Source organism: Pseudomonas sp. GD03903 (assembly GCF_029840045.1).
GTDB lineage: Bacteria > Pseudomonadota > Gammaproteobacteria > Pseudomonadales > Pseudomonadaceae > Pseudomonas > Pseudomonas pseudonitroreducens.
The window spans coordinates 90,445-115,157 of the sequence record NZ_JAOCBT010000011.1; the positions used below are offsets into that span (position 1 = coordinate 90,445).

Below are 24,713 nucleotides of genomic sequence, written 5' to 3' on the forward strand. Positions count from 1 at the left end.
CCGGCCCAAAAAACAAAAAGGCCCCAATCGGGGCCTTCTCGCATCAACGCAATGCGTCACTCACTGGCGCATCCCGCGCCCGCTCACCAGCAGGCGCACGCAGAACACGTAGAGCAGCACAGTCGCTACCAGCATGAAGATCACCGCGGTACCGATGCGAATGTCGGACACGCCGAGGATGCCGTAACGGAAGGCGTTGACCATGTGCAGGATCGGGTTGGCCAGCGACACGGTCTGCCAGAACGGCGGCAGCAGCGTGATCGAGTAGAACACCCCGCCCAGGTAGGTCAGCGGTGTCAGCACGAAGGTCGGGATGATCGAGATGTCGTCGAAGTTGCGCGCGAACACCGCGTTGACGAAGCCGCCCATGGAGAAGATCGCCGCCGTCAGCACCACCACCAGCACGGTAATGCCGATGTGATGGATCTGCAGGTCGGTGAAGAACAGCGACAGGATGGTGACGATCACACCCACTGCCAGCCCGCGCAGCACGCCACCGCAGACGAAGCCGAGGAGGATGGTGTGCGGCGACACCGGCGACACCAGCAGTTCCTCGATGTTGCGCTGGAACTTGCTGCCGAAGAAGCTCGACACCACGTTGCCGTAGGAGTTGGTGATCACCGACATCATGATCAGCCCCGGCACGATGTACTGCATGTAGGTGAAGCCACCCATGTCGCCGATCTGCCGGCCGATCAGGTTACCGAAGATGACGAAGTACAGGACCATGGTGATCGCCGGCGGCAGCAGGGTCTGCGGCCAGATCCGCAGGAAGCGGCGGACTTCGCGGTAGACGATGGTGTTGAGGGCAACCCAGTTGGCGCGCAATTCGTGGCTCATACCGCCACCTTCGACAGATTCTTCTCCACCAGCGACACGAACAGTTCCTCCAGGCGGTTGCTCTTGTTGCGCAGGCTCAGCACCTGCAAGCCCTGGGCATTGAGCTGGACGAACAGGCCGTTGATGCCCAGCGACTTGTCCACCTGAACCTCCAGGGTGTGGTCATCCACCAGGCGTACCGGGTAGCCGTCGAGCTTCGGCGGTTCGCTGAGCGTGCCCTGCAGGTCGAGGTAGAAGGTCTCCACGTGCAGCTTGCTCAGCAGCTTGCGCATGCTGGTGTTCTCGACGATGGTGCCGTGGTCGATGATCGCGATGTTGCGGCACAGCTGCTCGGCCTCCTCCAGGTAGTGGGTGGTGAGGATGATGCTGATGCCTTCGCCGTTGAGCTCGGTGAGGAAGTTCCACATCGAGCGGCGCAGTTCGATATCCACGCCGGCGGTGGGCTCGTCGAGGATCAGCAGGCGCGGCTCGTGGACCAGCGCGCGGGCGATCATCAGGCGGCGCTTCATGCCGCCGGACAGCTCGCGGGAAGCCGAATTGCGCTTGTCCCACAGGCCCAGCTGGGTCAGGTACTTCTCGGCGCGGCCCTTGGCCACGCTCATCGGGATACCGTAGTAACCGGCCTGGGTCACGACGATGTCGAACACCTTCTCGAACTGGTTGAAGTTGAACTCCTGGGGCACTACGCCCAGGCAGCGCTTCAGGCCGTAGGGATCCTTGTCCAGGTCATGGCCGAACACATTGACCGAGCCGCTGGTCTTGTTCACCAGGGTGGAGAGGATGCCGATGGTGGTGGATTTGCCGGCACCATTGGGGCCCAGCAGGGCGAAGAAATCGCCTTCGGCGACGTCCAGATCAATGCCCTTGAGGGCCTGGAAGCCGTTGCCGTAGGTCTTCGTCAGTTGACGGATGGACAGCGCGGAACTCATGGGTTTTCCCGTTGCAAGTCGGTGGAAAGACGCATGTCTTTGGAAAAGGCCTGCTTGATAAGGGTACGCCGCAAGGATTGCAACCTCCGGGGCACGCGCAGGCAATCAGGTCAGGTCGGTCATCACTGCCGCACGGTAGGCCGGACGCGCCTTCAGGCGTTCGTACCAGGCCGCGAGATGCGGCTGAGCCGGGCGCTCGATGGGCATTTCGAACCAAGCATAGATGAAGCTGCCGAGCGGAATGTCACCCACGCCGAATTGTTCACCGGTGAGGTACGCCTGCTTCGCCAGCGTGGCCTCGGGTACCGCCAGCAGGGCCACGCAGGTATCGATGGCGGCCTGGATGGCGGCGGCATCGCGTTGCTCCGGCGGGGTGCGCAGGGTACCCCAGAATACCGTGCGGAACGGCGCGGCGAAGGACGAGGTGGTCCAGTCCATCCACTTCTCCGCGCTGGCGCGGGCTTGCAGGTCCTGCGGATACAGGTCCGGGGCATAGCGTGCGGCGAGGTAGCGGACGATGCTGTTGGACTCCCAGAGGACGAAGCCGTCGTCCTCCAGCGTCGGTACCACACCGTTGGGGTTCAGCGCGCGGTAAGGGCCATCGTTGACCAGGCCGAAGGCACCGCCGGCGTCGATCTGCTCATAGGCAACCCCCGCCTCCTCCGCGCACCAGAGCGCCTTGCGCACATTGGAGGAGTTCTTCCGGCCCCAGATCTTGAGCATGCTGCGCCTCTCTTGTTGTCGTCATCGGGTGAAGGCACAGCCCGCAGGCGTGACTTCGGATGACGGCACCCTACCGGCAACGACGCCAGGAAAAAAGCCGCAAGCACTGATGGTGACTATCGATTGTTTTCATGTGGCCGATTGTTTTCGTGTGGATGACTGTTTTCAGGCGGGCGAGCGTGTTCTTGCCTGGCCGCTTCGCTGCGCATGTCACCTTCCAGCGGCGCGTCCTCGCCCTGGAACAGGTGCGGATAACACTGCTTGAGGTAGCCGAAGAAGAACTCCTCGGGCACATCGGGGAACTGGCCGTGGTCGCGCAGGTACTCCATGTGCCGCTCGCCGTCGCGATTGAACGGGTGGAAAACGCTGTCATTGCGTCCGTCGAACTCCAGCGGCAGCACGCCGAAGGCCTCGCACAGGCCGATATCGAAGGCCGGCGTGGCCTTGACCCAGCGACCTTCGAGGAACAGTTCGGTGTAGCCGTGCATGGCAAATACTTCGCTGCGCAGCAGTTGCAGCAGGCGCGGCGTGGCCAGGTGGTTCTTCACGTCGGCCAGACCGATGCGCGCGGGAATGCCGCAATGCCGGGCGCAGGCTGCCAGTAGCGTGGCCTTGGGCACGCAGTAGGACTGCCCGGCCTCCAGCGCATGGCTGGCCTTGAGGGTCTGTGGGTCACGGCTGAACACGTAGGGGTTGTAGCGAACCTTGTCGCGCACCGCGTAGTACAAGGCCACCGCCTGCTCCAGCGGCGTGCCGCCGTCACCGCGGTGATTTAGAGCGAACTCGATTACCCCGGGGTGGTCACTATCAACGAAGCGGCTGGGCTTGAGGTAGGGCTGCATGGCGTTCTCTCCGGGCTCGTGGTCCCTGGCGGGTCGTCCTTGATGGCGCCACCAGTCTAACCAGCCGGATCGGCTACCCGACAAGGCGATCCGGCCAAGCTGTCCGGCCATGCGGCCATCGGCCCACGTTCGGCCAGCTAAGCTTCCGGTGCATTCTGACGGGAGCCCGTCAGGTGCTTGCGCACTGTTCGTCACCAGGCCCGCCGCGACCGCTGTCGCCCCTGCGGGCTGTCATGGAGGAATCCGCATGCTGTTGCTCTGGTTACTCGTCCTGATTCTCGGCGTCGCCTGGCTTGCGCACCGCCGCACCGCGCCGCTCAAGGCACTCGGCATCGTCGCCGTGTACCTCGTGCTGATGAGCCTGTTCAGCCACGCCCACGGCTGGATGGTGCTGTTCTGGCTGATCTGGGCCGTGGTCGCGGTGACGATTCTCGCCACCGACCTGCGTCGCAGCCTGTTCACCTCGCGGCTGTTCGCCTGGTTCAAGAAGACCCTGCCGCCGATGTCCGAGACCGAACGCGAGGCCATCGAGGCCGGCACCGTCTGGTGGGATGGCCAGCTGTTCAGCGGCCGCCCGGACTGGCAGACGCTGCTCGCCTACCCCCGCGCACAGCTGACCGAGGAGGAGCAGGCCTTCGTCGACGGCCCCACCGAACAGCTCTGCGCGATGATCAACGACTACCAGGTCGGCAAGGACATGGACCTGCCGCCGGAGGCCTGGGCCTTCATCAAGGACCAGGGCTTCTTCGGCCTGATCATTCCCAGGGAATACGGCGGCAAGGGCTTCTCCGCCTTCGCCCACTCCCAGGTGGTGATGAAACTCGCCACCCGCAGCGGCGACCTCGCCTCCACCGTGATGGTGCCCAACTCCCTCGGCCCGGCCGAACTGCTGCTGCACTACGGCACCGACGCCCAGCGCCAGCGCTACCTGCCGCGCCTGGCCACTGGCGCAGAAATCCCCTGCTTCGCCCTCACCAGCCCGCAGGCCGGCTCCGATGCCGGCGGCATGACCGACGTTGGCGTGGTCTGCAAGGGCCAGTGGCAGGGCGAGGAAGTCCTCGGCCTGCGCCTGACCTGGGAAAAGCGCTATATCACCCTCGGCCCGGTCGCCACCCTCCTCGGCCTGGCCTTCAAGTGCCATGACCCGGACCACCTGCTGGGCGAGGAAGAAGACCTTGGCATCACCCTGGCGCTGATCCCCACCGACACCGACGGCGTGCAGATCGGCCGCCGCCACGTGCCGCTGGGCGCGGCCTTCATGAACGGCCCCAACTCCGGCAAGGACGTCTTCGTGCCGCTGGACTACATCATCGGCGGCCAGGAAATGATCGGCAAAGGCTGGATGATGCTGATGAACTGCCTGTCGGTGGGCCGCTCGATTTCCCTGCCGGCGGTCGGCACCAGCGCCGCCAAGGCCGGCAGCTACGTCAGCGGTCGCTACGCGCAGGTGCGCGAGCAGTTCAACGTGCCGCTGTCGGCCTTCGAAGGCATCCAGGAGGCCCTGGCGCGCATCGGCGGCAACGCCTGGCTGATGGACAGCGCGCGCATCCTCACCGCCAATGCCGTGGACCTGGGCGAGAAGCCCTCGGTGCTCTCGGCCATCCTCAAGTACCACCTGACCGAACGCGGCCGCGAGTGCATCGCCCACGCCATGGACATCCACGGCGGCAAGGGCATCATCCTCGGCCCGAACAACTATCTGGGACGCTCCTGGCAAGCCGCGCCGATCTTCATCACGGTGGAGGGCGCCAATATCCTTTCGCGCAACCTGATGATCTTCGGCCAGGGCGCCATCCGCTGCCATCCGTACGTCCTGAAGGAAATGGAACTGGCCCGCCGCGAGGATCAGGACCAGGCCGAGCGCGAGTTCGACGAACTGCTGCTCGACCATATCGGCTTCGCCGTCAGCAACGCCGCCAGCAGTCTGTTGCTGGGCCTGGGCTTCGGCAGCTTCGACCAGGTGCCGGGCGACCGCGTCAGCCGCCCGTACTACCGCGCCCTGAACCGTCTCGCCGCGTCCTTCGCCCTGCTCGCCGACTTCAGCATGATGATGCTCGGCGGTGAACTGAAGCGCCGCGAGCGCCTGTCGGCGCGCCTGGGCGATGCGCTGAGCCACCTGTACCTCGGCTCTGCCGCGCTCAAGCGCTACCACGACCTGGACAACCCGGATTACCTGCACCCGCTGCTGCACTGGGCCATGGAGGAGAACCTCGAGAAGGCCGAAGCCGCGCTGGCCGACCTGATCGACAACTTCCCCAACCGTGCCTTCGCCTGCCTGCTGCGCGTGCTGGTGCTGCCGCTGGGCCGCCGCCATCGCGGCCCGAGCGATGCACTGGACGCCGAGATCGCCGACATTCTTGGCCGCCCGCTGAGCGACCCGGCGTTGCAGGCAATCCTGGCCGGCGCCCACCTGCCCACTGGCGCCGATGACCCAGTGGCCAAGCTGACCTCCGCCTATGACCAGCTCAGCGCCGCCGCCCCCTTGCAGAAGAAACTGCACAAGGCGCTCAAGGAGCACGGCGTCGATCCCAAGCCGGGGCAGTCGCCGATCGATGCGGCCGTCGAGGCAGGCGTGCTGGAGGCCGCTGAAGCGCAAACCCTGCATGCCGCCGAGCGCGCACGCCGCGCGGTGATCGACGTGGATGATTTCTCCAAGGAAGAGCTGGCCGGAAAGGCATCGGCCAGCGAGAAATCGGACAAGGAGAAACCAGCCGGCAAGCCGACCGCCACGGCGGAGTGATCCGCGGGCTTCACCCATGAGGGCGCCTTCGGGCGCCCTTTGCTTGTCCGACGCAGAGCAATGCCGGAAACGCCGATCGGGTGCACACTGGAAGCATACCCGTCATGGAGAAACCTCCCATGCGCCGCTTGATCCTTCCACTGCTGGCCATCTTCTTCGTCGCAGCCGCCCAGGCCGACCCGTGGCTCTACCCCAGCCGGCCACGCCCGGCGGCCTCGCCCAGTCCGGTGATCGACCCCATCCAGCAACAACAGGACAGCCTGCGACGCCAGCAGCAGCTGCGGCAGAACCAGCTGGACAGCCAGCGCCTGAACTACGAGGACCAGCGCCTGCAGATGCAGCAGCAGGACCTGCAGCGCCAGCAGGACAACCAGCGGCGCTGGAACGAACAACGCCGGCAGAGCGACCAGATGATCCAGCGGCAGAAAAACGAGCTGCAGCAGGACCAGCTGCAACAGCAGCAACGCCTCCTCGATCAGCAGCGTCAGCAGATCGATAACCAGCGCCGGCAGATCCAGATGCGTCCGCTCCGCTGATCGCCCGGCTGCAGCAGCGGCGAAACCCGATATAATCCCCGGCCGTTTGTACACAGCTCCAGAGGAATCCCATGGCCAGCGCCTATCTCGACCACCACATCGCCCTGCTCAACCACCTGCGCATGATCCTTGGCGCCCTGGGCGAAGCCGAGCAGGTTCCCGAGGACAACCACGGCCTGTTCCTCGAGCGCTTCGACGAGCTGCTGGTGGAACTGCCGCGCGATCCGGAAGGCGCCCAGTACCTGGGCCAGGATCTGATCAGCCAGGTCTTCCACCGCTATCCGCAGATCGCCCACCTGGTGCCACGCGACCTGCTGTGGTTCTTCGGTGGCGACTGCCTGCACTTCATGCCCGACGAAGAGCTGCAGATGTATCAGCAACTCGACGAGCGCCGCTTCGAAGCAGAAGAAAACGGCGAGCCCTTCGACTGGAACCGCGAGAAGCAGGTGCTCGCCCTGCCGGACGACGCGTCCAAGCACTGATGCCCCTCCGGCGCGGTGCCTGGCACCGCGCCACGGACGTTCTGTCCAGCGCCCCGTCCCATCCGGTTGACAAACTGACAAGGACACCCCCGACGCCCGCCCGTAGCCTTTTGTTACTTTTTCAACACAAAAGGCAGGGAACGTCATGCTCAGCTTCAAGATCTCGCAAGGGGCCCACGAAAAGGTCCGCCGCGTCTCCAGCATCATCTGCACCCTCTTCGCCATCGGGTTCGTCCTGGTGATGTGCTTCACCGCGATCGGTGATCACCTTCGCGCCAAGCGCATCCTGGCCGACCACTCGGTGGTCAGCGCACCGCTGGTACTCGACGAAGTCACCGAAGAGCGCGGCCGCCGCGGACGCACCAAGGAGATGTACCACTTCACCTATCAGTTCCAGGTGAAGGGCCAGCCCTACATCGGCCGTTTCGACGTCGCCGGCAGCAATGCCGACAACTACCCCGAAGGTACCGTGCTGCAGATCGCCTACTCCAACGCCAACCCGGCGCACTTCGACCGCCTCGAAAGACTGCAGGGTCTGTCCGAAACCGGCGGCCTGTTCACCCGCCTGGGCGTTGGCGTGCTGGGTGCGGCGTTGATCGGCTTCGTCATCCACCTGCTGGCGACCCGGCGGCTGTTCGTGCCCCGTGAAGAGCCGGCAGCGGCCTGAGCCGAACGGACAAAAAAGCCCGCGATTCGCGGGCTTTTTCATGGGGCTGTCGAGTCAACTTTCGCCGGTTTCGACCTCTTCCCGAGCCGGGAACAACAAACTGGCCAATATGCCCAGCGCCAGCACCACCAGCACCACGATCAGGCTGGTATTGGCATCGATGCTGTATCCATGGTGGAACAACTGGTCCGTGGCATTCAGCCCCAGTTTGGCGGCGATGAAGAACAGCAACACCACGACCGCCTTTTCCAGGTGCACCAGGTAGCGCTTGAGCGCTTCGAGAACGAAATACAGCGTACGCAGGCCAAGGATGGCGAACAGCATGGCGGAGTAGACGATCAGCGGCTCGCGGCTGACGGCAATCACCGCCGGCACCGAATCGAAGGCGAACAGCACGTCCGAGACCTCGACTACCACCAGGCAGAGGAACAACGGCGTAGCGAAGATGGCGCCCTTGGCGGCCAGGCCGATGCCCCTGTTCTCCGGCTTGCGCGCCTCTGCTTCCACCTGTTGGCGCGCTACGAAGAAGCGCCCACCGAGCAGCTTCGGCCAGACCGGAAACAGCTTGCTGGCGAAGCGGTAGGCCAGGTGCCGGGAATAGTCTTCCTCTTCGTCATCATCGCCACCGCCCTTGAGCATCATCACGCCGGTCCAGGCGACGATCAGGCCGAAGAGGATTTCCACCCACGGCCCGAAAGCCAGCAGGCCGGTGCCGATGGCCACGAAGATGGCGCGGAACACGACGGCGCCGATGATGCCCCAGTAGAGCACCCGGTGGCGCAGGCCATCCGGCATCTTGAACCAGGCGAAGATGGCAATGAAGACGAACAGGTTGTCGACGCTCAGAACCTTCTCCAGCGCATAGCCGGTCAGGAACAGGCTGGCCACCTGGGCGCCGTGCTGGATGTAGAGGAAGCCGGCGAAGCCCAGGGAAATCGCGACCCAGAAGATCGACCAGGCCACTGCACCGGTCAGGGAAATGGGCTTGTTGTCCCGATGAGTCACCATGTCCAGCAACAGGGCGGCCAGGGCCAGCCCGACGAAAACCGCCATTGTCAGCGGGGGAAAGCCTATGTGTGTCTGTTCCACGATTGCAGTACTCGAAAAGGAATGTCGATCAGGTCAGGCGGACGGACGGCTCGGGCCGGAGGTGCGTCGCCAATGGGGATGGAAGACCCGCCAATGCGGGTCCTGTGCGGCGCGCAGCAGGGCATGGTCGCCCTGGGTATCGCCCCAGGCGCGCAGCCGGTAGGCGCTCAAGGGGCCGTACTTGGCCTGCAGGCGCAGCACCTTGTTCTCGGCCCGGCAGTTGCCGCCGAGGATGCGGCCGGTCAGCCGGCCATCAACGACTTCCAGCTCGGTGCCGATCAACCCCACGCCCAGGCGCTCGGCAAAGGGAAGCAGCACCAGCGCCGGCGAAGCCGAGCACAGGGTCACTGCGGCGCCTGAATCCAACTCTGCGGCGACACCGCGCAAACCGCTGGGGCGCAACAGATAGCCCCAGATGAACTGGCAATAGGCCTGCGCGCGGGCCGACAGCCATTTCGCCTCGATGCCCCGCAGAAAAACCCGGATCAGACAGGCCTTGAGCTCATCGCGGCTGATTCGCCGACAAAGGAAAGCCAGGCCCGGCAGGACCATGGCCGGCAGGCGACGGAGGAATCCGAGCGTGCCGAAGGCGAACCACAGGAACGACAGGAAGCTGTCGTGCCGCGTCAGGGTCCCGTCGAAATCGAACACCGACAGGACGTTCACGTTGCCGGCACCCGGCAGATGCTCACGGCGATCCAGCCACTCCACCATCCGCGCCACCACCTCACCGGAACGACCAGCAATCCCCGGCCACCTCACCGACAGGCGGGGCGAACGGGCCCTGCTCCATCGCGGCGCGATCGAGCGCAGGCATTCTCGGGTGCCAGCCTGGCCCGACAAACGGGAATCCCCTCAGGGCTGCGTCAGAATCTTCTCCAATGCAGGCGCGCGAATGGGCCCGCAGGCGCCCGCTCGGCGGAAATCAGCGGCGACGGGGAAATCAATGGTGGGAGCGTGCTGGGCTTGCTGCGCGGCATCCGGCCCGGATGAGGCCCGGTGAATGGCACTTTTCGCCGCACAAACGAAAACGCCGCCCTGATGGGCGGCGTTTCGATTCTGGAGCGGGAAACGAGACTCGAACTCGCGACCCCGACCTTGGCAAGGTCGTGCTCTACCAACTGAGCTATTCCCGCATCAACTTGCTGTAACCCTCAGCTTTCGCCGCAGGTTAACGAAAACGCCGCCCTGATGGGCGGCGTTTCGATTTTGGAGCGGGAAACGAGACTCGAACTCGCGACCCCGACCTTGGCAAGGTCGTGCTCTACCAACTGAGCTATTCCCGCAGCAACTTGTTGCAACCTTCAGCTTTCGCCGAAGGGTAACGCCATTTCATCTTTCGGTCACTGCCAGAGGCAATGATCGAGAATCTGGAGCGGGAAACGAGACTCGAACTCGCGACCCCGACCTTGGCAAGGTCGTGCTCTACCAACTGAGCTATTCCCGCAATGGCGTCCCCTAGGGGACTCGAACCCCTGTTACCGCCGTGAAAGGGCGGTGTCCTAGGCCACTAGACGAAGGGGACGCGGCCCGGAACTTAACATCTTTCCGACTTCGTCGTTCCGGCTTATTCAGCGTTTCGCGTCGAAGTGGCGCGCATTCTAGGGAGGCTTTGAAGGGTCGTCAACCCTTCAGAGAAATTATTTTTAAATCAAAGACTTCTGGGCAAAAACCGAGCTGCCGCTATCAGCAGTATCACTAAGACATTACACTCGCGGAAAACATCCGGAGCACTCCACGGTGTCGCCAATCGTCATTACGGTCCTGGTTCTCGTCGGTATCGCCCTGCTGGTCGCCATCGGCTACATCAACTATCTGGTGGAAAACCGCAAGCTGGAGCAGGCGCGCCTGAAGGCCGATCTGTCAGACCGCTGCCGGCGCTGCGGCGATGTTTCCGAGTCCCTACCCGGCCAGTTCATGTCGCCGGCACTCAAGCTGCTGCTCAGCAACTTCGAGCTGAACCTCAGCGAACGCCTGCTGGCCGTCGACAAACACAACGCCGCACTCAAGCAGCGTCTGGAAGAGTTGCGCGGCCTGGTGGCCAAGGGCGAGTCCATTCCGGTCAGGAATGCACCGCAGCCGATCCTCACCGAAGCCAAGGCCAAGGACGTGCGCTTCCTCTTCGAAGCGCTGCACGCCCAGCTCACCCGCTGCGCCCAGGACAACATGCTGCCGCGGGTGGAAGCGCAGAAGTGGGTCAAGGAAATCCGCCACCTGCTCACCCTCCTCCATATAGAGTTCTTCGGCAATCTCGGCCAGCAGGCGCTCCAGCAGGGCCAGCCGCGGCAGGCACGCCTGGCTTTCGAGCGCGGCGCACAGTACCTGCAGAAACAACCGGAAATCGGCCGCTACCAGGCGCAGCTCAAGCAGATGGAAACCCAGCTGGCCCACGCCAACGCCCTGGTACTGGAAACCTCCCAGCCCGCCGTGGATGAGCAGAGCGAACTGGGCGACGGCCTCAAGGCGCTGGATGAAGACGATATCTGGAAGAAGAAGAACCTTTACGACTGATCCATCGTCGAATCATCACCCCGGCCACCTTCGCCCCAGGAGCCTTGCATGAGCCTCGTCGTCTTCGGCGCCCCGCTGTCCCCCTTCGTTCGCAAAGTCCGCCTGTTCGCGGCCGAGAAAGGCTTCGACTACCAACTGGAGAACGTCAACCCGTTCAACCAGCCGGACTGGTACCGCGAACTCAACCCGCTGCGCCGCGTGCCGGCAATCCGTGACGGCGACTTCACCCTCGCCGACTCCAGCGTCATCTGCCACTACCTGGAAGACCGCGACCCGCAGCGTGCCCCGCTGTGTGGCAAAGGCGCCCAGGCCCGCGCGCGGATCAACTGGCTGGAAAAGTACGCCGACTACGAGTTGGCGCCGCTGACCACCTTCACCGTGTTCCGCAATCGCCTGCTCAAGCCGCTGATGGGCAAGGTCTGCGACGAAATGGCAGTGAAAGGCGCCATGCAGGAGAAGCTCCCCGAACACTTCGACTACCTGGAGAAATGCCTGGGTGAGCAGCAATGGTTCGTCGACGACCACTTCAGCCTCGCCGACATCGCCATCGCCTGCCAACTGGTGAACCTGCGCCACGGCGAGGAACAGCTGGACGCGCAGCGCTGGCCCAGGCTGGCCGCGCACTTCGAGCGCACGCTGGCCCGCCCTGCCCTCGCCGAGATCGTCCAGGGCGAGCTGCAGATCATCGCCAAGATCATGGCCAAGCGCTGATCTTCCCGCAGGAACGAAAAAGCCCCGCCTAGGCGGGGCTTTTTCATAGGCGCGGATCAGCAGTCGGAGAGGCGCAGGAAAATCTCCACCAGGCGTTCGATGCCGGCCTGATCTTCTTCACTGAAGCGACCGACCTTCGGGCTATCCAGGTCCAGCACGCCGATCAGGCGGCCGTCCTTCACCAGCGGTACGACCAGTTCGCTGTTGGAGGCGCTGTCACAGGCGATATGCCCGGGGAAGGCGTGCACATCTTCGACACGCTGGGTTTCCCGAGTACGCGCCGCAGCGCCGCACACGCCCTTGCTGAAGGGAATGCGCACGCAGGCGACCTTGCCCTGGAACGGGCCGAGCACCAGCTCCTCGTTGCGATTCAGATAGAAGCCGGCCCAGTTCAGATCCGCCAGCTCGTTGAACAGGAACGCGGAAAACTGCGCAGCGTTGGCAATGAAATCGCGCTCGTCGGCGAACAGCGACTCTGCCTGGGCGGCCAGCAGCGCGTAGCCGCCAAGGCCGGCGCCGGCCTGTTGCAGATCGATCATGGGGTCTCTCCTTCCAGCAATTGTCTGCCCACCCAGTAGCGGGCGAATTGATAGGCACAGCGGCCATTACGGTTGCCGCGCCCGAGCGCCCAGCGGATGGCTTCCTTCTCCAGGGCCTCGTCCCAGGTCCAGGCGGCAAGCGCGGACTTCTGCGCGAGCACCTCGACCCAGTGGCGCACCACGCTGAGGAAGTGCTCCTGGGTGAAGGGATAGAAGGACAACCACAGGCCGAAACGGTCGGACAGGGCGATCTTGTCCTCGACGGCTTCATTGGGGTGCAACTCGCCGTCGACCATCTTCCAGTTCTCGTTGTCGCTCTGTTTTTCCGAGACCAGGTGACGACGATTGGAGGTGGCATAAAGCAGCACGTTGTCCGGGGCTTGTTCCAGCGAACCATCGAGCACGCTCTTGAGGACGCGGAAATCGCCCTCGCCGGCGTCGAACGACAGGTCGTCACAGAACAGTACGAAGCGCTGCGGCAGCCCCTGGATCTGCTCGACCACACGCGGCAGGTCGGCCAGGTGGTCGCGCTCGATCTCGATCAGGCGCAACCCTTCGCCGGCCAGCTCCGCCAGCAGGGCACGCACCAGCGAAGATTTACCGGTGCCACGGGCACCCCACAGCAACGCATGGTTGGCCGGCTGACCAGCCACGAACTGGCGGGTATTGCGCGTCAGCTGTTCGCGCTGCTTGTCGACCCCCAACAGGTCATCCAGGCGCAGGTCGAGGCTGACCTTCAGCGGTTGCAGGTAGCCGCTGCGGCCGTCGCGATGCCAGCGCGCCGCCAGGCTGTGCTGCCAGTCCAGCGTTTCACGGACGGCGGGCAGCAAAGGCTCCAGGCGCGCCATCAGCGCTTCGGCGCGGGCGAGAAAGTCGTTCAGACGGGAATCCACGCGGGTCTCCATATTCTTCGGCGCGGCTCTTCGGCTCAAGAACCGGCAATTTCTTCGTCTTCGGCCTATCCCGACAGACGGTTCTGATGGGCTATGCTACGCCGCAGGAAAGCTTCTGCGAGGCGACGCTCCGCAACCATGGATATTGCGCTCACACATCGCCTCTCGTTCAAGCAGGCCAGCCTGACGGTGCTGGTGGCGTTCATCCTGGGCACCTTGCTGAGCCTCATCCAGGTAGGCGTCGATTATGCCAGCCAGGACGCCTCCATCAACCGCGAAGTGCGCGCCCTGCTGGACGTCAGCCACAACCCCGCCGCACGCATCGCCTACAACATCGACGCCGAACTGGCCCAGGAACTGGTGGTGGGCCTGCTGCGCTCACCCGCGGTGATCCGCGCCGAGATCATCGACAACGCCAACGTTCCCCTGGCCAGCGCCGACCGGCCGCCGGCGGAAAGCCACCTGCGGGGCCTGAGCGACTTCCTCTTCGGCCAGCAACGCACCTATGAGGAGCCACTGTTCGTCGAGCATGCCCCTGCCGAGTCCCTCGGCGTGCTGCGCCTGGAAATCGACACCTTCGTCTTCGGCAACGACTTCCTGCGCCGCGCCGGAATGACCTTCATCTCGGGCTTCGTGCGCAGCCTGATGCTCTCGCTGATCCTGCTGGTGCTCTTCTACGCACTGCTGACCAAGCCGCTGGTGAGCCTGATCGACGCCCTCTCCCGCCACGACCCGCGCTCCCCCTCGCGGCTGCGCCTGCCCTGCCCGCGCGGCCATGAGCGCGACGAGATCGGCGTGCTGGTGGAAGTCACCAATCGCCAGCTCAACCGCATTTCGGTGGAAATGGAGCAGCGCCGCGAGGCTGAGGACCGCCTGACCCAGTACCTGGAAGAACTGGAAAGTATCGTCGCTGCGCGCACCGCCGAGCTGAAGGCGGCCAACGCACGCCTGACCCTGTCCAACCAGGAGCTTGAGCAGGCAAGGCAGACCGCCCTGGCCATGGCCCAGGCTCGCGGCAGCTTCCTGGCCAACATGAGCCACGAGATCCGCACCCCGCTCAACGGCCTGCTCGGCATGCTCGGGCTGGCCCTGGACGGCCCGCTGACCGCCGAGCAGCACCAGCAACTGTCCATTGCCCACGACTCGGGCAAGGTGCTGGTGGAGCTGCTCAATGACGTGCTCGACCTGTCCAAGTTCGAGGCCGGCCAGCTGGAACTGGAGCAGATACCCTTCGACCTCGGCACCCTGGTGGAAGACACCGCCAGCCTGCTGTCACAGAACGCCGGGCCAGCCGTGGAACTCACCTGCCTGATCAGCCCGCAGCTACCGGCGCAGCTCTCCGGCGACCCGACGCGGGTGCGCCAGGTGGTCAGCAACCTGCTGTCCAACGCCCTCAAGTTCACCCGCTTCGGCCGCGTGGATGTTCGCGTCGAGCCACTGCACCACGGTGTGCGCATCAGCGTGCGCGACACCGGTATCGGCGTGGCTCCCGACGCACTGCAGAAGATCTTCCAGCCTTTCACCCAGGCCGACGCCGGCATCGCCCGCCAGTACGGCGGCACCGGGCTGGGCCTGGCGCTGACGCGCAAGCTTTGCGAAGCGATGCGGGGCGAACTGAGCGTGACGTCCGAGCCGGGCCGCGGCAGTGAATTCACCGTCACCCTGCCCTTGCCTGCGCTGGAGCCAGCGCCGCCAGCGGCCAGGCTGCACGGCAAGCTGATCGTCCAGTGTCCCGCCAGCAGCGGCCTCGCGGCCCTGCTGCAGAACTGGCTGCCGGAATGGGGAGTGGACTTCCAGCGCCTGGACATCGACGACAGCCTGGCCGGCGTGGAGCTCGATGCGCTGCTCTCGGACTGCCCGGATTGCCTGATCGTCCTGCGCCAAAACGTCACCAAACCGGTGCTGCTGGTCACGGCCTACGGCAACTTCCTCGAACCCGAACTGGCCCAGCGCCTCGCCCCCCTGCGCCAGCTGGCGCGCCCGCTGTCACGGGCGGTGCTCTACCAGGCCCTGAAACAGGCCTTCGAGCACCAGCCGCTGCCCTCATCGAAAACCCCGGGGGAAACGACGCCGGAGCAATTCTCCGCCCGCGTCCTGCTGGTGGAGGACAACCCCGTCAATCAGTTGGTCGCACGGGGCCTGCTGCAGAAGCTGGGTTGCCAGGTGGGCATCGCCAACAATGGCGAGGAGGCGTTGCAGCAGCTCGCCAGCGCCGAATTCGACCTGGTGCTGATGGACTGCAACATGCCGGTGATGGACGGCTACCAGGCCACCCGCGAGATCCGCGAGAGCGGCCGCTGGCCGGGCCTGCCGGTGATCGCCCTGACCGCCAATGCCCTGCCGGACGAGCGCGAACGCTGTCGCGCCGCCGGCATGGACGATTACCTGGCCAAGCCCTTCCACCGCGACGAGCTGGCGGCCATCCTCGAGCGCTGGGCCGGGCCCCAGCCGCGCGGCTGATTCAGGCGTCCAGCTTCGACAGCTGCAACAGCAGGCTGTCGAGTTGCTCGCGCAGGCCGTCAGTCACGCTCAGATCGATACCGCTGCGGCAGAGCAGCTCTTCACGCAAAGGCAGCACCTTCTCGCGCAGCGCCGCCCCCTGCGCGGTCAGCCCCAGGTGCACTTCACGCTCGTCATGCCGCGCACGGCGGCGCTGCACCAGGCCCAGTTGTTCCAGGCGCTTGAGCAGCGGTGTAAGGGTGCCGGAATCGAGCATCAGACGCTCGCCGAGCGCCTTCACCGAAGGCTGCTCCGGCGGCTCGGCCTGCCACTCCCAGAGCACCAGCATGGCCAGGTACTGCGGGTAGGTCAGGCCGAGCGCCTCGAGCATCGGCCGATAACCACGGATCACCGCGCGAGACACGGCGTACAGGCGGAAGCACAGCTGGTTGTCCAGTTGCAGCTCGGACGGCAGGGATACAGCGTCTTTCATCACAGCAGCGCTTCGATCTCGGCGGACAGTTGCTCGGGCTTGGTGGTCGGGGCGAAACGCTTGACCAGTTGGCCGTCCCGGCCGATCAGGAACTTGGTGAAATTCCACTTGATGCCCTGGCTGCCCAGCAGTCCCGGCGCACGCTTCTTCAGTTGCACATACAGCGGATGGGCGTCCGCGCCGTTGACGTCGATCTTCTTGAACAGCGGGAAGCTCACGCCGAAGTTCAGTTCGCAGAACTGGCTGATTTCGCCCTCGCCGCCCGGCTCCTGCTTGCCGAACTGGTTGCAGGGGAAGCCGAGCACCACCAGGCCCTTGTCCTTGTACTCGCGCCAGAGCTTTTCCAGCCCCTTGTATTGCGGGGTGAAGCCGCACTGGCTGGCGGTGTTCACTACCAACAGGGCCTTGCCACCGAAATCGGCCAGGGTCTTCTGTTCACCCTTGATGGTGGTCACGGGAATATTCAGCAGTGCGTCGCTCATGGAACATGGCTCCGGGGGAAGTGGGAGATTAAAGAATAGTGATCAATTAAATTGCGTGCAATTCAATTGATCACGAATCACCGCTTGAATGCCCCACCATCAGGATTCCCCTGTAGGAGCGAGCTTGCTCGCGAACCTGCCCAGCCCGGTTGCCGCCGGAGAACTCGTTCGCGAGCAAGCTCGCTCCTACAAAAAGCAAAAAATACAAAAAACAAAAAGGCCCGCTCGGTGGCGGGCCTTGAGGTCACTCTTTGGGCACCAGCTTCAACGACGCCGAATTGATGCAGTAACGCAGCCCGGTCGGCCGCGGGCCGTCGGGGAAGACGTGGCCCAGGTGCGCGTCGCACTTGCCGCAGCGCACTTCGATGCGGTGCATGCCGTGGCTGAAGTCTTCCAGTTCCTTGACCACCTCAGCGTTCACCGGCTGGAAGTAGCTCGGCCAGCCACTGCCGGAGTCGTACTTGGCGTCGGAGTCGAACAGCGCCGTGCCGCAGCACACGCAGTGGTAGATGCCAGGGGTCTTGGTGTCGTGATACTCGCCGGTGAAGGCACGCTCGGTGCCGCCCAGCCGGCAAACATGGAACTGCTCGTCGGTGAGCTCGTCACGCCAGGAGTCCAGGGGCTTTTCCAGCTTTTCCATCGATCTGCCTCCATTAATGGAAAAAATGCCCGATGCCTCCTTTTCCGGGAATCGGGCCGCACGTATGATGCGCGTGGTTAACGTCAGGTTCAGAATCTGCCGCACAGCGACATTCTCGCGATAGAAAAGCCTTAAAAACTCTACTTTTTCGAGAAATCCACTGTTTTCCTGTCGATTTTCAGGGTCGATACCAGGGAAAAGCACTTCCGAACCCATCATTTGACGCCAGTCTGTCACCCGCGTTACAGCCTGCCAAGTCGCCGGCCGCGGACTATTTCGGAATCCAGAACATGCAGGTCACCAAATCGAACAAGCTCGCCAACGTCTGCTACGACATTCGCGGGCCCGTGCTCAAGCACGCCAAGCGCCTGGAAGAGGAAGGCCACCGCATCCTCAAGCTGAACATCGGCAACCCGGCGCCGTTCGGTTTCGAGGCGCCGGACGAAATCCTCCAGGACGTCATCCGCAACCTGCCCACTGCCCAGGGCTACAGCGACTCGAAAGGCCTGTTCAGCGCGCGCAAGGCAGTGATGCAGTACTACCAGCAGAAGCAGGTGGAAGGCGTCGGCATCGAGGACATCTACCTGGGCAACGGCGTGTCCGAGCTGATCGTCATGGCCCTGCAGGCGCTGCTCAACAATGGTGACGAGGTGCTGATCCCGGCGCCGGACTATCCGCTGTGGACCGCCTCGGTCGCCCTCTCCGGCGGCAAGCCGGTGCATTACCTGTGCGACGAGCAGGCCGGCTGGTTCCCCGACGTCGCCGACATGAAGGCGAAGATCACCAGCAATACCAAGGCCCTGGTGCTGATCAACCCGAACAACCCGACCGGCGCGGTCTACTCGAAGGAAGTGCTGCTGGACATCGTCGAACTGGCGCGCCAGCACAACCTGGTGATCTTCTCCGACGAGATCTACGACAAGATCCTCTACGACGAGGCCCAGCACATCTCCACCGCATCGCTGGCGCCGGACGTGCTCTGCCTGACCTTCAACGGCCTGTCCAAGTCGTACCGCGTGGCTGGCTTCCGCTCCGGCTGGATCGCCATTTCCGGCCCCAAGCACAAGGCGCAGAGCTACATCGAGGGCCTGGATATCCTCGCCAACATGCGCCTGTGCGCCAACGTGCCGAGCCAGCACGCGATCCAGACCGCACTGGGCGGCTACCAGAGCATCAACGACCTGGTCCTGCCCGGCGGCCGCCTGCTGGAACAGCGCAACCGCGCCTGGGAACTGCTCAACGACATTCCCGGCGTCAGTTGCGTGAAGCCCATGGGCGCACTCTATGCGTTCCCGCGCATCGACCCGAAGGTCTGCCCGATCCACAACGACGAGAAATTCGTCCTCGACCTGCTGCTTTCCGAGAAGTTGCTCATCGTTCAGGGCACTGCCTTCAACTGGCCCTGGCCGGATCACTTCCGGGTGGTTACCCTGCCCCGACTCGATGATCTGGAACAGGCCATCGGGCGCATTGGTAGCTTCCTGAAAACCTATCGCCAATAAATCATCGCCAGTGAATCCCAGCGCATAAATGGATCTGCAGATCGACGACTTCTACAAAGACGCTGCGGCGGGCCTGCTGACGCTCTACCAGGCCTTCCCGCGCAAGATCGGCCTTTACGTCGAGGACCTGATCGGACGCGAAGAGCCCGACGAATTCGGCCTGCCCAGTACCCGCCACCAGAGTTGCCTGGGCGCGCTGCTGTGGCTGGCCGATGAAGGCTACCTGCGCTTCGAGGCAACCATTCGTTACGAAGCGCTGGACCAGGCCGTGCTCAGCGAAAAAGCCTTCATGCGCCTGACCCGCATCGTCCCCCACCCCGTGCGCGACGGCGAAGAATTGCCGCCCAGCGTGCGCCGCGACCAGGCCACGCTGGCCAACCAGTTGCGCGAAGCACTGGCGAGCCGGCACGGGGAACGCATCGCGCGGCTGACCCGTCTACTCTTCGAGAGCGACCTGGGGCGCCCGTAACCCGGGCAGGCGACACAAGTTGAAATAGTCCCCGAGTTGAATCGCCTGGGGGCCAACCGTATATACCCCGCATACTATTCAGCGATCCCGTGCCCGACTGTGCCCGGCGATCCGGAAAGCCGCATTCCCATGCGGTTTTCACCCTTGTCACCGTGAGGAGAAGCTTTACGCCATGATGCGCATCCTGTTGTTCCTGGCCACCAACCTGGCAGTTCTGGTGATCGCCAGCATCACCCTGAAACTGTTGGGCGTGGACCGTTTCACCGGCCAGAATTACGGTAGCCTTCTGATTTTCTGTGCCGTATTCGGCTTCGCCGGCTCCCTGGTTTCGCTGTTCATCTCCAAGTGGATGGCGAAGATGAGCACCGGTACCGAGATCATCAGCCAGCCGCGCACCCGCCACGAGCAGTGGCTGCTGCAGACCGTGGAAGAGCTGTCCCGCGAAGCCGGCATCAAGATGCCGGAAGTCGGCATCTTCCCCGCCTACGAGGCCAATGCCTTCGCCACCGGCTGGAACAAGAACGACGCACTGGTAGCGGTCAGCCAGGGCCTGCTGGAGCGCTTCTCGCCTGAAGAAGTGAAAGCCGTGCTGGCCCACGAGATCGGCCACGTAGCCAACGGCGATATGGTCACCCTGGCGCTGATCCAGGGCGTGGTGAACACCTTCGTGATGTTCTTCGCACGTATCTTCGGCAACTTCGTCGACAAGGCCATCCTGAAGAACGAAGACGGCCCCGGCATCGGCTACTTCGTCGCGACCATCTTCGCCGAGCTGGTACTGGGGGTGCTCGCCAGCATCATCGTCATGTGGTTCTCGCGCAAACGCGAGTACCGTGCGGACGAAGCCGGCGCTCGCCTGGCCAGCACCGGCGCAATGATCGCCGCCCTGCAACGCCTGCGCGCCGAACAGGGCGTGCCGGTACAGATGCCCGACACGCTGCAGGCCTTCGGCATCAACGGCAACCTCAAGCACGGCCTCGCCGGCCTGTTCATGAGCCACCCGCCGCTGGAAGACCGCATCGAAGCCCTGCGCGCCGCCGGCCGCTAAGTTTCGGCGCGACAAAAAAGGGCGACCCTCGGGTCGCCCTTTTTCATGCCTGAGATTCAGCCACGGCGCAGCGCGAACACCACCTCGTCCAGATGGCTGACCCCGCGCTTGAGGAACTTCGGATTCTCCGCCAGCACGTCGAGACGCTCCACCTCCTCCACGTCCCAGTCCTCGGCGAACAGCCTGTGCACTTCATCCGCCAGCACGGCAAAGGGCGGGCCATCCATTTCGGCCTGAGGGTATTCCAGGCTGACCAGCAAGCCACGCGCCTGCTGCGGCAGGATGCGATGCAGATGCAGCGCATAGTCGGCACGCAGGTCCGGGGGCAAGGCGATCAGTGCGGCGCGGTCATACAGGGCCGAGCAGCCTGCTGCCTGCTCGGCCGTGACGGCAAAGAAGTCACCCTGAAGAATCTCCAGGCGCTCATAGCTGTATCGGCGCAGCGAACCCTCCTCGGTGACCTGCGGGGTGACACCCAGTTCGGCAAAGAAGTCGATGGCTGCTCGTTCGGCCAGCTCAACCCCCAACACGCGATATCCCCATTGCGCCAGCCAGAGCATGTCCAGGCTCTTGCCGCACAACGGCACCAGAACCTGCGACTCTTCGGGCACTCCAAGGCTCGGCCAGTGCCGCTGCAGCCCGGGGTTCACCGCCTGCTGATGGAAGCCGATTTCATTGCGCGCCCAGCGCGACTGCCAGAACTCATGTTGCATAGATCACCTGTTCAAATACTGCGAAAAGCACGCGGCAGCAACCAACGCCACCAGGCAGCCCGATGCTCCCGGGCGCGCTCACCGGCTTCGAAAATCTTCAGACGAACCTGATCGCCACGGACGCGTTGCACGCAGATTTCGGTGCCGTCGTCCAGCTGGAGACAGTCACCGATTTCCAGCACCAGGGCTTGATCGACTTGCTGCATGGCTAAATTCGTTATCCGTATAGGAATTTTCCGCAAACTTTAACGCATTGGTTTACCCGCAACTTCAGAAAGCGCCCTATGGCGATTATCTGCAGCAGTCTGCAACTGAGTTCGCAAATCCATCGGTGGCGGTCCAGGCATCGAGAGCTGCACGGAAACATCTTTGAAATCGATCATTCCATTCAAAAACCTATACTGGTTTTCGATTTGTTCGCGCGGGAACATAGAGCCATCACGTAGCGAGGTTCGCCATGCTCCCTGCCCTTTTCATCTCCCACGGCTCCCCCATGCTGGCCCTGGACCCCGGCGCCAGCGATGCTCCGCTGAAGCGCCTGGCCCGCGAGTTGCCGCGCCCCAAAGCCATCCTGGTAGTCTCCGCACACTGGGAAACTCCCGACCTGCGCATCACTGCATCACCGAAGCCGGACACCTGGCACGACTTCTACGGCTTCCCGCCGGAACTCTACGCCGTGCAGTACCCCGCCGATGGCTCGCCGGAGCTGGCGCAGCGCGTCGCCGAACTGCTGGCCGCGGACGGCCTGCCGGCCATCCTCGACCCGGAGCGCCCGCTGGACCACGGCGCCTGGGTCCCCCTGAGCCTGATGTACCCGGCTGCCGACATTCCCGTCGTGCAGCTGTCCCTGCCCAGCCGCCTCGGCGCGCCCATGCAGCAGCGAATTGGCCACGCCCTGGGTGCGTTGCGCGGGGAAGGCATCCTGCTGATCGGCTCGGGCAGCATCACCCACAACCTCGGCGAACTGGACTGGCATGCCGGCCCCGAGGTCATTACGCCCTGGGCCAAGGCCTTCCGCGACTGGATGGTGGAGCGCCTGGAGGCCGACGACGAATCAGCCTTGCTCGACTATCGCCGGCAGGCGCCCCAGGCGGTGCGCAACCATCCGCGTGACGAGCACCTGCTGCCGCTGTACTTCGCCCGTGGCGCTGGCGGCTCGGCAATGACGGTCGAGCACGCCGGCTTCCCCCTTGGCGCGCTGGGGATGGATATCTATCGCTTCGGCTGACTGCTCTTTTGCAGGAGCGAGCTTGCTCGCGAGCCGCCCGACTGCGACGCTGCCGCGAGAAGTTCGCGAGCAAGCTCGCTCCTACAGGGCATGCATCGACCGATACCGGAAACGAAAAAGCCCCGCCAAGGCGGGGCTTTTTCATGCGCGGGAGACTGACGAATCAGTCTTCGCGGTAACGGCGCAGGCGCAGGGCCTTGCCAGCGACACGGGTGTCCTTGAGCTTGGTCAGCAGGCGCTCGAGGTTCTCTTCCGGCAGCTCGATCAGGCTGAAGGTCTCGCGAATCTGGATGCGACCGATGGCCTCGCGGGACAGGCCACCTTCGTTGAGGATGGCACCCAGCAGGTTCTTTGCCTGTACGCCGTCACGGGCGCCCAGGGCAGTACGGCAACGGGCCTTGCCTTCCGACGGCGGAGCCATCGGGCGGCGCTCGCCGCTGCGCTCCGGACGGTCACCGCGCTCGGGGCGATCGCCGCGTTCGCTGCGCTCGTAACGCTCACCGCTGCGCTCGCGCGGGGCGGCCGGGGTCAGCGGCTGTTCGCGACGGACCGATTCCAGGTCCAGTGCCTTGCCTTCGGTCAGCTTGGCCAGCAGTACGGCGGCCAGGGTGTCCATGTCGGTACCCAGGCGACGGCACAGCTCGTCACGCACGGCGCCGCGGCTGGCAACGGCGTTGGCCAGCAACGGTTGCAGGCCGGTGGCCAGGCGGTTCAGGCGCGCTTCGAGAACGGTCTCGGCGTCCGGCAGGCGAACTTCGCCGACCTTCTGCCCGGTCACACGCTCGATCACCTGCAGCATGCGGCGCTCGCGCGGAGTCACCAGCAGCAGGGCGCGACCTTCACGGCCGGCGCGGCCGGTACGGCCGATACGGTGTACGTAGGATTCCGGATCGTAGGGCATGTCCACGTTCAGTACGTGGGTGATGCGCGCCACATCGAGGCCGCGGGCGGCGACGTCGGTGGCGATGACGATGTCCAGCGAGCCGTCCTTCAGGGACTCGATCACGCGCTCACGCTGGGCCTGCGGCATGTCGCCGTTCAGCGCGGCAGCACGATAGCCCTGGCGCTCAAGCAGCTCGGCGATGTCCAGCGTAGCCTGCTTGGTGCGGACGAAGCCGATCAGCGCGTCGAACTGTTCGACTTCCAGCAGACGCAGGATCGAGGCCGGCTTCTGGTCGGCGTGAACCATCAGGTGCACCTGCTCGATGCGGGCGACAGTCTGAGTCTTGGCGGCGATGCGGACGTGCTTGGGTTCTTTCAGGTGGCGTTCGGCGATGCTGCGGATCGAGGCCGGCAGGGTCGCGGAGAACAGCACGCTCTGACGGCTGGACGGCATGGCTTCGAAGATCACTTCGAGGTCATCCATGAAGCCGAGCTTGAGCATTTCGTCCGCTTCGTCGAGGACCAGGCTCTTGACGGTGGACAGCAGATTTTCGTCGCGGCGCAGGTGGTCGCACAGGCGGCCCGGGGTGGCGACCACGACCTGGGCGCCCTGGCGCAGGGCCTTGAGCTGCGGGCCCATGGGCGCGCCGCCGTAGACGGCAATCACACCGACGCCCGGCATCTGCTTGGAATAGGTTTCGAAAGCGGTAGCAACCTGCAGGGCCAGCTCACGGGTCGGCACCAGCACCAGTACCTGCGGTACGCGGCGGCTCGGCTCGATCTGCGACAGCATCGGCAGCGCAAAGGCAGCGGTCTTGCCGGTACCGGTCTGGGCCTGGCCGATCATGTCGTGGCCTTCGAGGATCACCGGGATCGACTGGGCCTGGATCGGCGACGGCTCTTCATAACCGACAGCGGCAATGGCAGCGAGAACATTGGGGTGAAGACCGAGCGCGGCGAAGCCGGCGGTTTCCTGGGTCATGGGTTTTGCCTCTAAGTACATCCGCAAAGACCCAATAGCCGAGCTGCGCATGCCCTGTACGACGATAAAGTCACCCAGGCAGCTGGAAGCGGGGATTTGCGAAATGAAGATTGGAAGAATGCGTCAAGGAAGTCCGCACAGCGGACGCACAGCCCGAGCGTGAAAGCTGCGGAAAAATGCGGGATCCGAAACGAGGCCATCGTTTGGCCGGCGCGTATCATACCGGAAATTCCTGACCGATGTGTTTCTTTTCGGAACGCGACCGGCGAACGGTCACCCCATAGACAAGGCCGGTGACGCCGGCTATACCGAGCAAGCCTACTCACCGGAGCC

Annotated in this window: 24 protein-coding genes, 4 tRNA genes and 1 pseudogene; 11 read left to right on the forward strand and 18 right to left on the reverse strand. The window is 64.2% G+C overall.

Annotated elements, in window-relative coordinates; all coding sequences use genetic code 11:
- Window positions 1-60 precede the first annotated feature (60 nt).
- The 4 genes from N5C91_RS18690 to N5C91_RS18705 all read right to left on the reverse strand — a co-directional run bounded on the left by N5C91_RS18690 (window position 61) and on the right by N5C91_RS18705 (window position 3,334).
- Window positions 61-840, reverse strand: coding sequence for an ABC transporter permease (locus N5C91_RS18690; protein WP_205336452.1), 780 nt, complete (start codon window positions 838-840; stop codon window positions 61-63).
- A complete protein-coding gene (locus N5C91_RS18695) occupies window positions 837-1,769 on the reverse strand; it encodes an ABC transporter ATP-binding protein (RefSeq protein WP_236170782.1) in 933 nt (310 codons plus the stop codon). Before N5C91_RS18695 ends, N5C91_RS18690 begins: the two co-directional genes overlap by 4 nt.
- Before the next feature lie 105 nt (window positions 1,770-1,874).
- Complete coding sequence (locus tag N5C91_RS18700) at window positions 1,875-2,492, reverse strand: glutathione S-transferase (RefSeq protein WP_279831147.1); 618 nt, start codon at window positions 2,490-2,492, stop codon at window positions 1,875-1,877.
- 116 nt (window positions 2,493-2,608) lie between these two features.
- Window positions 2,609-3,334 (reverse strand): transglutaminase family protein, encoded by a 726-nt coding sequence (locus tag N5C91_RS18705; RefSeq protein ID WP_236198691.1) that lies wholly within the window; start codon window positions 3,332-3,334, stop codon window positions 2,609-2,611.
- A gap of 247 nt (window positions 3,335-3,581) precedes the next feature.
- Here N5C91_RS18705 and N5C91_RS18710 point away from each other — a divergent pair, with 247 nt between their 5' ends.
- The 4 genes from N5C91_RS18710 to N5C91_RS18725 all read left to right on the forward strand — a co-directional run bounded on the left by N5C91_RS18710 (window position 3,582) and on the right by N5C91_RS18725 (window position 7,759).
- The gene (locus N5C91_RS18710) at window positions 3,582-6,074 is read left to right on the forward strand and encodes an acyl-CoA dehydrogenase (RefSeq protein WP_279831150.1); all 2,493 of its coding nucleotides are present in this window, start codon (window positions 3,582-3,584) and stop codon (window positions 6,072-6,074) included.
- A 119-nt stretch (window positions 6,075-6,193) separates the two neighbouring features.
- Window positions 6,194-6,610: a PA2816 family glutamine-rich protein gene (locus tag N5C91_RS18715; protein ID WP_236170786.1), complete on the forward strand. Its 417-nt coding sequence runs from the start codon at window positions 6,194-6,196 to the stop codon at window positions 6,608-6,610.
- 71 nt (window positions 6,611-6,681) lie between these two features.
- Window positions 6,682-7,092: a PA2817 family protein gene (locus N5C91_RS18720; protein ID WP_236170787.1), complete on the forward strand. Its 411-nt coding sequence runs from the start codon at window positions 6,682-6,684 to the stop codon at window positions 7,090-7,092.
- 145 nt (window positions 7,093-7,237) lie between these two features.
- The gene (locus N5C91_RS18725) at window positions 7,238-7,759 is read left to right on the forward strand and encodes a DUF3592 domain-containing protein (RefSeq protein ID WP_236170788.1); all 522 of its coding nucleotides are present in this window, start codon (window positions 7,238-7,240) and stop codon (window positions 7,757-7,759) included.
- A gap of 54 nt (window positions 7,760-7,813) precedes the next feature.
- Here the strand turns inward: N5C91_RS18725 and N5C91_RS18730 are convergent, their stop codons facing one another.
- From N5C91_RS18730 to N5C91_RS18755, 6 genes are all read right to left on the reverse strand, one after another.
- Window positions 7,814-8,848 (reverse strand): TerC/Alx family metal homeostasis membrane protein, encoded by a 1,035-nt coding sequence (locus tag N5C91_RS18730; RefSeq protein WP_279831152.1) that lies wholly within the window; start codon window positions 8,846-8,848, stop codon window positions 7,814-7,816.
- 33 nt (window positions 8,849-8,881) lie between these two features.
- Window positions 8,882-9,562, reverse strand: coding sequence for an HAD-IB family phosphatase (locus N5C91_RS18735; RefSeq protein ID WP_279831153.1), 681 nt, complete (start codon window positions 9,560-9,562; stop codon window positions 8,882-8,884).
- Between the two features lie 346 nt (window positions 9,563-9,908).
- Window positions 9,909-9,984 (reverse strand) — tRNA-Gly (locus tag N5C91_RS18740).
- A gap of 74 nt (window positions 9,985-10,058) precedes the next feature.
- Window positions 10,059-10,134: transfer RNA gene (locus N5C91_RS18745), tRNA-Gly, on the reverse strand.
- 85 nt (window positions 10,135-10,219) lie between these two features.
- Window positions 10,220-10,295 (reverse strand) — tRNA-Gly (locus N5C91_RS18750).
- 2 nt (window positions 10,296-10,297) lie between these two features.
- Window positions 10,298-10,373: transfer RNA gene (locus N5C91_RS18755), tRNA-Glu, on the reverse strand.
- Between the two features lie 215 nt (window positions 10,374-10,588).
- Between N5C91_RS18755 and N5C91_RS18760 the strand changes: the two genes are divergently transcribed.
- Window positions 10,589-11,359: a hypothetical protein gene (locus N5C91_RS18760; RefSeq protein ID WP_279831155.1), complete on the forward strand. Its 771-nt coding sequence runs from the start codon at window positions 10,589-10,591 to the stop codon at window positions 11,357-11,359.
- Window positions 11,360-11,407: 48 nt separating this feature from the next.
- On the forward strand, window positions 11,408-12,070 hold the full coding sequence (locus N5C91_RS18765; protein WP_279831156.1) for a glutathione S-transferase family protein: 663 nt from the start codon (window positions 11,408-11,410) through the stop codon (window positions 12,068-12,070).
- Between the two features lie 56 nt (window positions 12,071-12,126).
- Here the strand turns inward: N5C91_RS18765 and N5C91_RS18770 are convergent, their stop codons facing one another.
- Both N5C91_RS18770 and N5C91_RS18775 read right to left on the reverse strand, forming a co-directional pair.
- Complete coding sequence (locus N5C91_RS18770) at window positions 12,127-12,609, reverse strand: GAF domain-containing protein (RefSeq protein ID WP_236170792.1); 483 nt, start codon at window positions 12,607-12,609, stop codon at window positions 12,127-12,129.
- A complete protein-coding gene (locus tag N5C91_RS18775) occupies window positions 12,606-13,502 on the reverse strand; it encodes an ATP-binding protein (RefSeq protein WP_279831159.1) in 897 nt (298 codons plus the stop codon). The genes N5C91_RS18770 and N5C91_RS18775 overlap by 4 nt, the downstream gene beginning before the upstream one ends.
- Window positions 13,503-13,640: 138 nt before the next feature.
- Between N5C91_RS18775 and N5C91_RS18780 the strand changes: the two genes are divergently transcribed.
- Complete coding sequence (locus N5C91_RS18780) at window positions 13,641-15,962, forward strand: ATP-binding protein (protein WP_279831160.1); 2,322 nt, start codon at window positions 13,641-13,643, stop codon at window positions 15,960-15,962.
- 1 nt (window position 15,963) lies between these two features.
- Here N5C91_RS18780 and N5C91_RS18785 read toward each other — a convergent pair whose 3' ends face one another.
- The 3 genes from N5C91_RS18785 to msrB form a co-directional block, all read right to left on the reverse strand.
- Entirely contained in the window at window positions 15,964-16,434 is a 471-nt protein-coding gene (locus tag N5C91_RS18785) for a MarR family transcriptional regulator (RefSeq protein WP_279831162.1), read from the reverse strand.
- Window positions 16,434-16,916, reverse strand: coding sequence for a glutathione peroxidase (locus tag N5C91_RS18790; protein WP_236170796.1), 483 nt, complete (start codon window positions 16,914-16,916; stop codon window positions 16,434-16,436). The genes N5C91_RS18785 and N5C91_RS18790 overlap by 1 nt, the downstream gene beginning before the upstream one ends.
- Window positions 16,917-17,160: 244 nt before the next feature.
- The gene (msrB, locus tag N5C91_RS18795; RefSeq protein ID WP_279831164.1) at window positions 17,161-17,556 is read right to left on the reverse strand and encodes a peptide-methionine (R)-S-oxide reductase MsrB; all 396 of its coding nucleotides are present in this window, start codon (window positions 17,554-17,556) and stop codon (window positions 17,161-17,163) included.
- A 290-nt stretch (window positions 17,557-17,846) separates the two neighbouring features.
- Here msrB and N5C91_RS18800 point away from each other — a divergent pair, with 290 nt between their 5' ends.
- The 3 genes from N5C91_RS18800 to htpX all read left to right on the forward strand — a co-directional run bounded on the left by N5C91_RS18800 (window position 17,847) and on the right by htpX (window position 20,575).
- A complete protein-coding gene (locus N5C91_RS18800) occupies window positions 17,847-19,058 on the forward strand; it encodes a pyridoxal phosphate-dependent aminotransferase (protein ID WP_236170798.1) in 1,212 nt (403 codons plus the stop codon).
- Between the two features lie 28 nt (window positions 19,059-19,086).
- Complete coding sequence (locus N5C91_RS18805) at window positions 19,087-19,527, forward strand: hypothetical protein (protein ID WP_279831166.1); 441 nt, start codon at window positions 19,087-19,089, stop codon at window positions 19,525-19,527.
- Between the two features lie 172 nt (window positions 19,528-19,699).
- Window positions 19,700-20,575: a protease HtpX gene (gene htpX, locus N5C91_RS18810; protein WP_236170800.1), complete on the forward strand. Its 876-nt coding sequence runs from the start codon at window positions 19,700-19,702 to the stop codon at window positions 20,573-20,575.
- Window positions 20,576-20,631: 56 nt separating this feature from the next.
- On the opposite strand, the gene N5C91_RS18815 is transcribed toward htpX, so the two are convergent.
- Both N5C91_RS18815 and N5C91_RS18820 read right to left on the reverse strand, forming a co-directional pair.
- The gene (locus N5C91_RS18815) at window positions 20,632-21,288 is read right to left on the reverse strand and encodes a thiopurine S-methyltransferase (protein WP_279831167.1); all 657 of its coding nucleotides are present in this window, start codon (window positions 21,286-21,288) and stop codon (window positions 20,632-20,634) included.
- Window positions 21,289-21,299: 11 nt separating this feature from the next.
- Window positions 21,300-21,494: a hypothetical protein gene (locus N5C91_RS18820; RefSeq protein ID WP_279831168.1), complete on the reverse strand. Its 195-nt coding sequence runs from the start codon at window positions 21,492-21,494 to the stop codon at window positions 21,300-21,302.
- A gap of 251 nt (window positions 21,495-21,745) precedes the next feature.
- Between N5C91_RS18820 and N5C91_RS18825 the strand changes: the two genes are divergently transcribed.
- Window positions 21,746-22,516, forward strand: coding sequence for a class III extradiol ring-cleavage dioxygenase (locus tag N5C91_RS18825; protein ID WP_279831169.1), 771 nt, complete (start codon window positions 21,746-21,748; stop codon window positions 22,514-22,516).
- Between the two features lie 163 nt (window positions 22,517-22,679).
- Here N5C91_RS18825 and N5C91_RS18830 read toward each other — a convergent pair.
- Window positions 22,680-24,415 (reverse strand): annotated as a pseudogene (locus tag N5C91_RS18830) (DEAD/DEAH box helicase).
- Window positions 24,416-24,713: the final 298 nt, after the last annotated feature.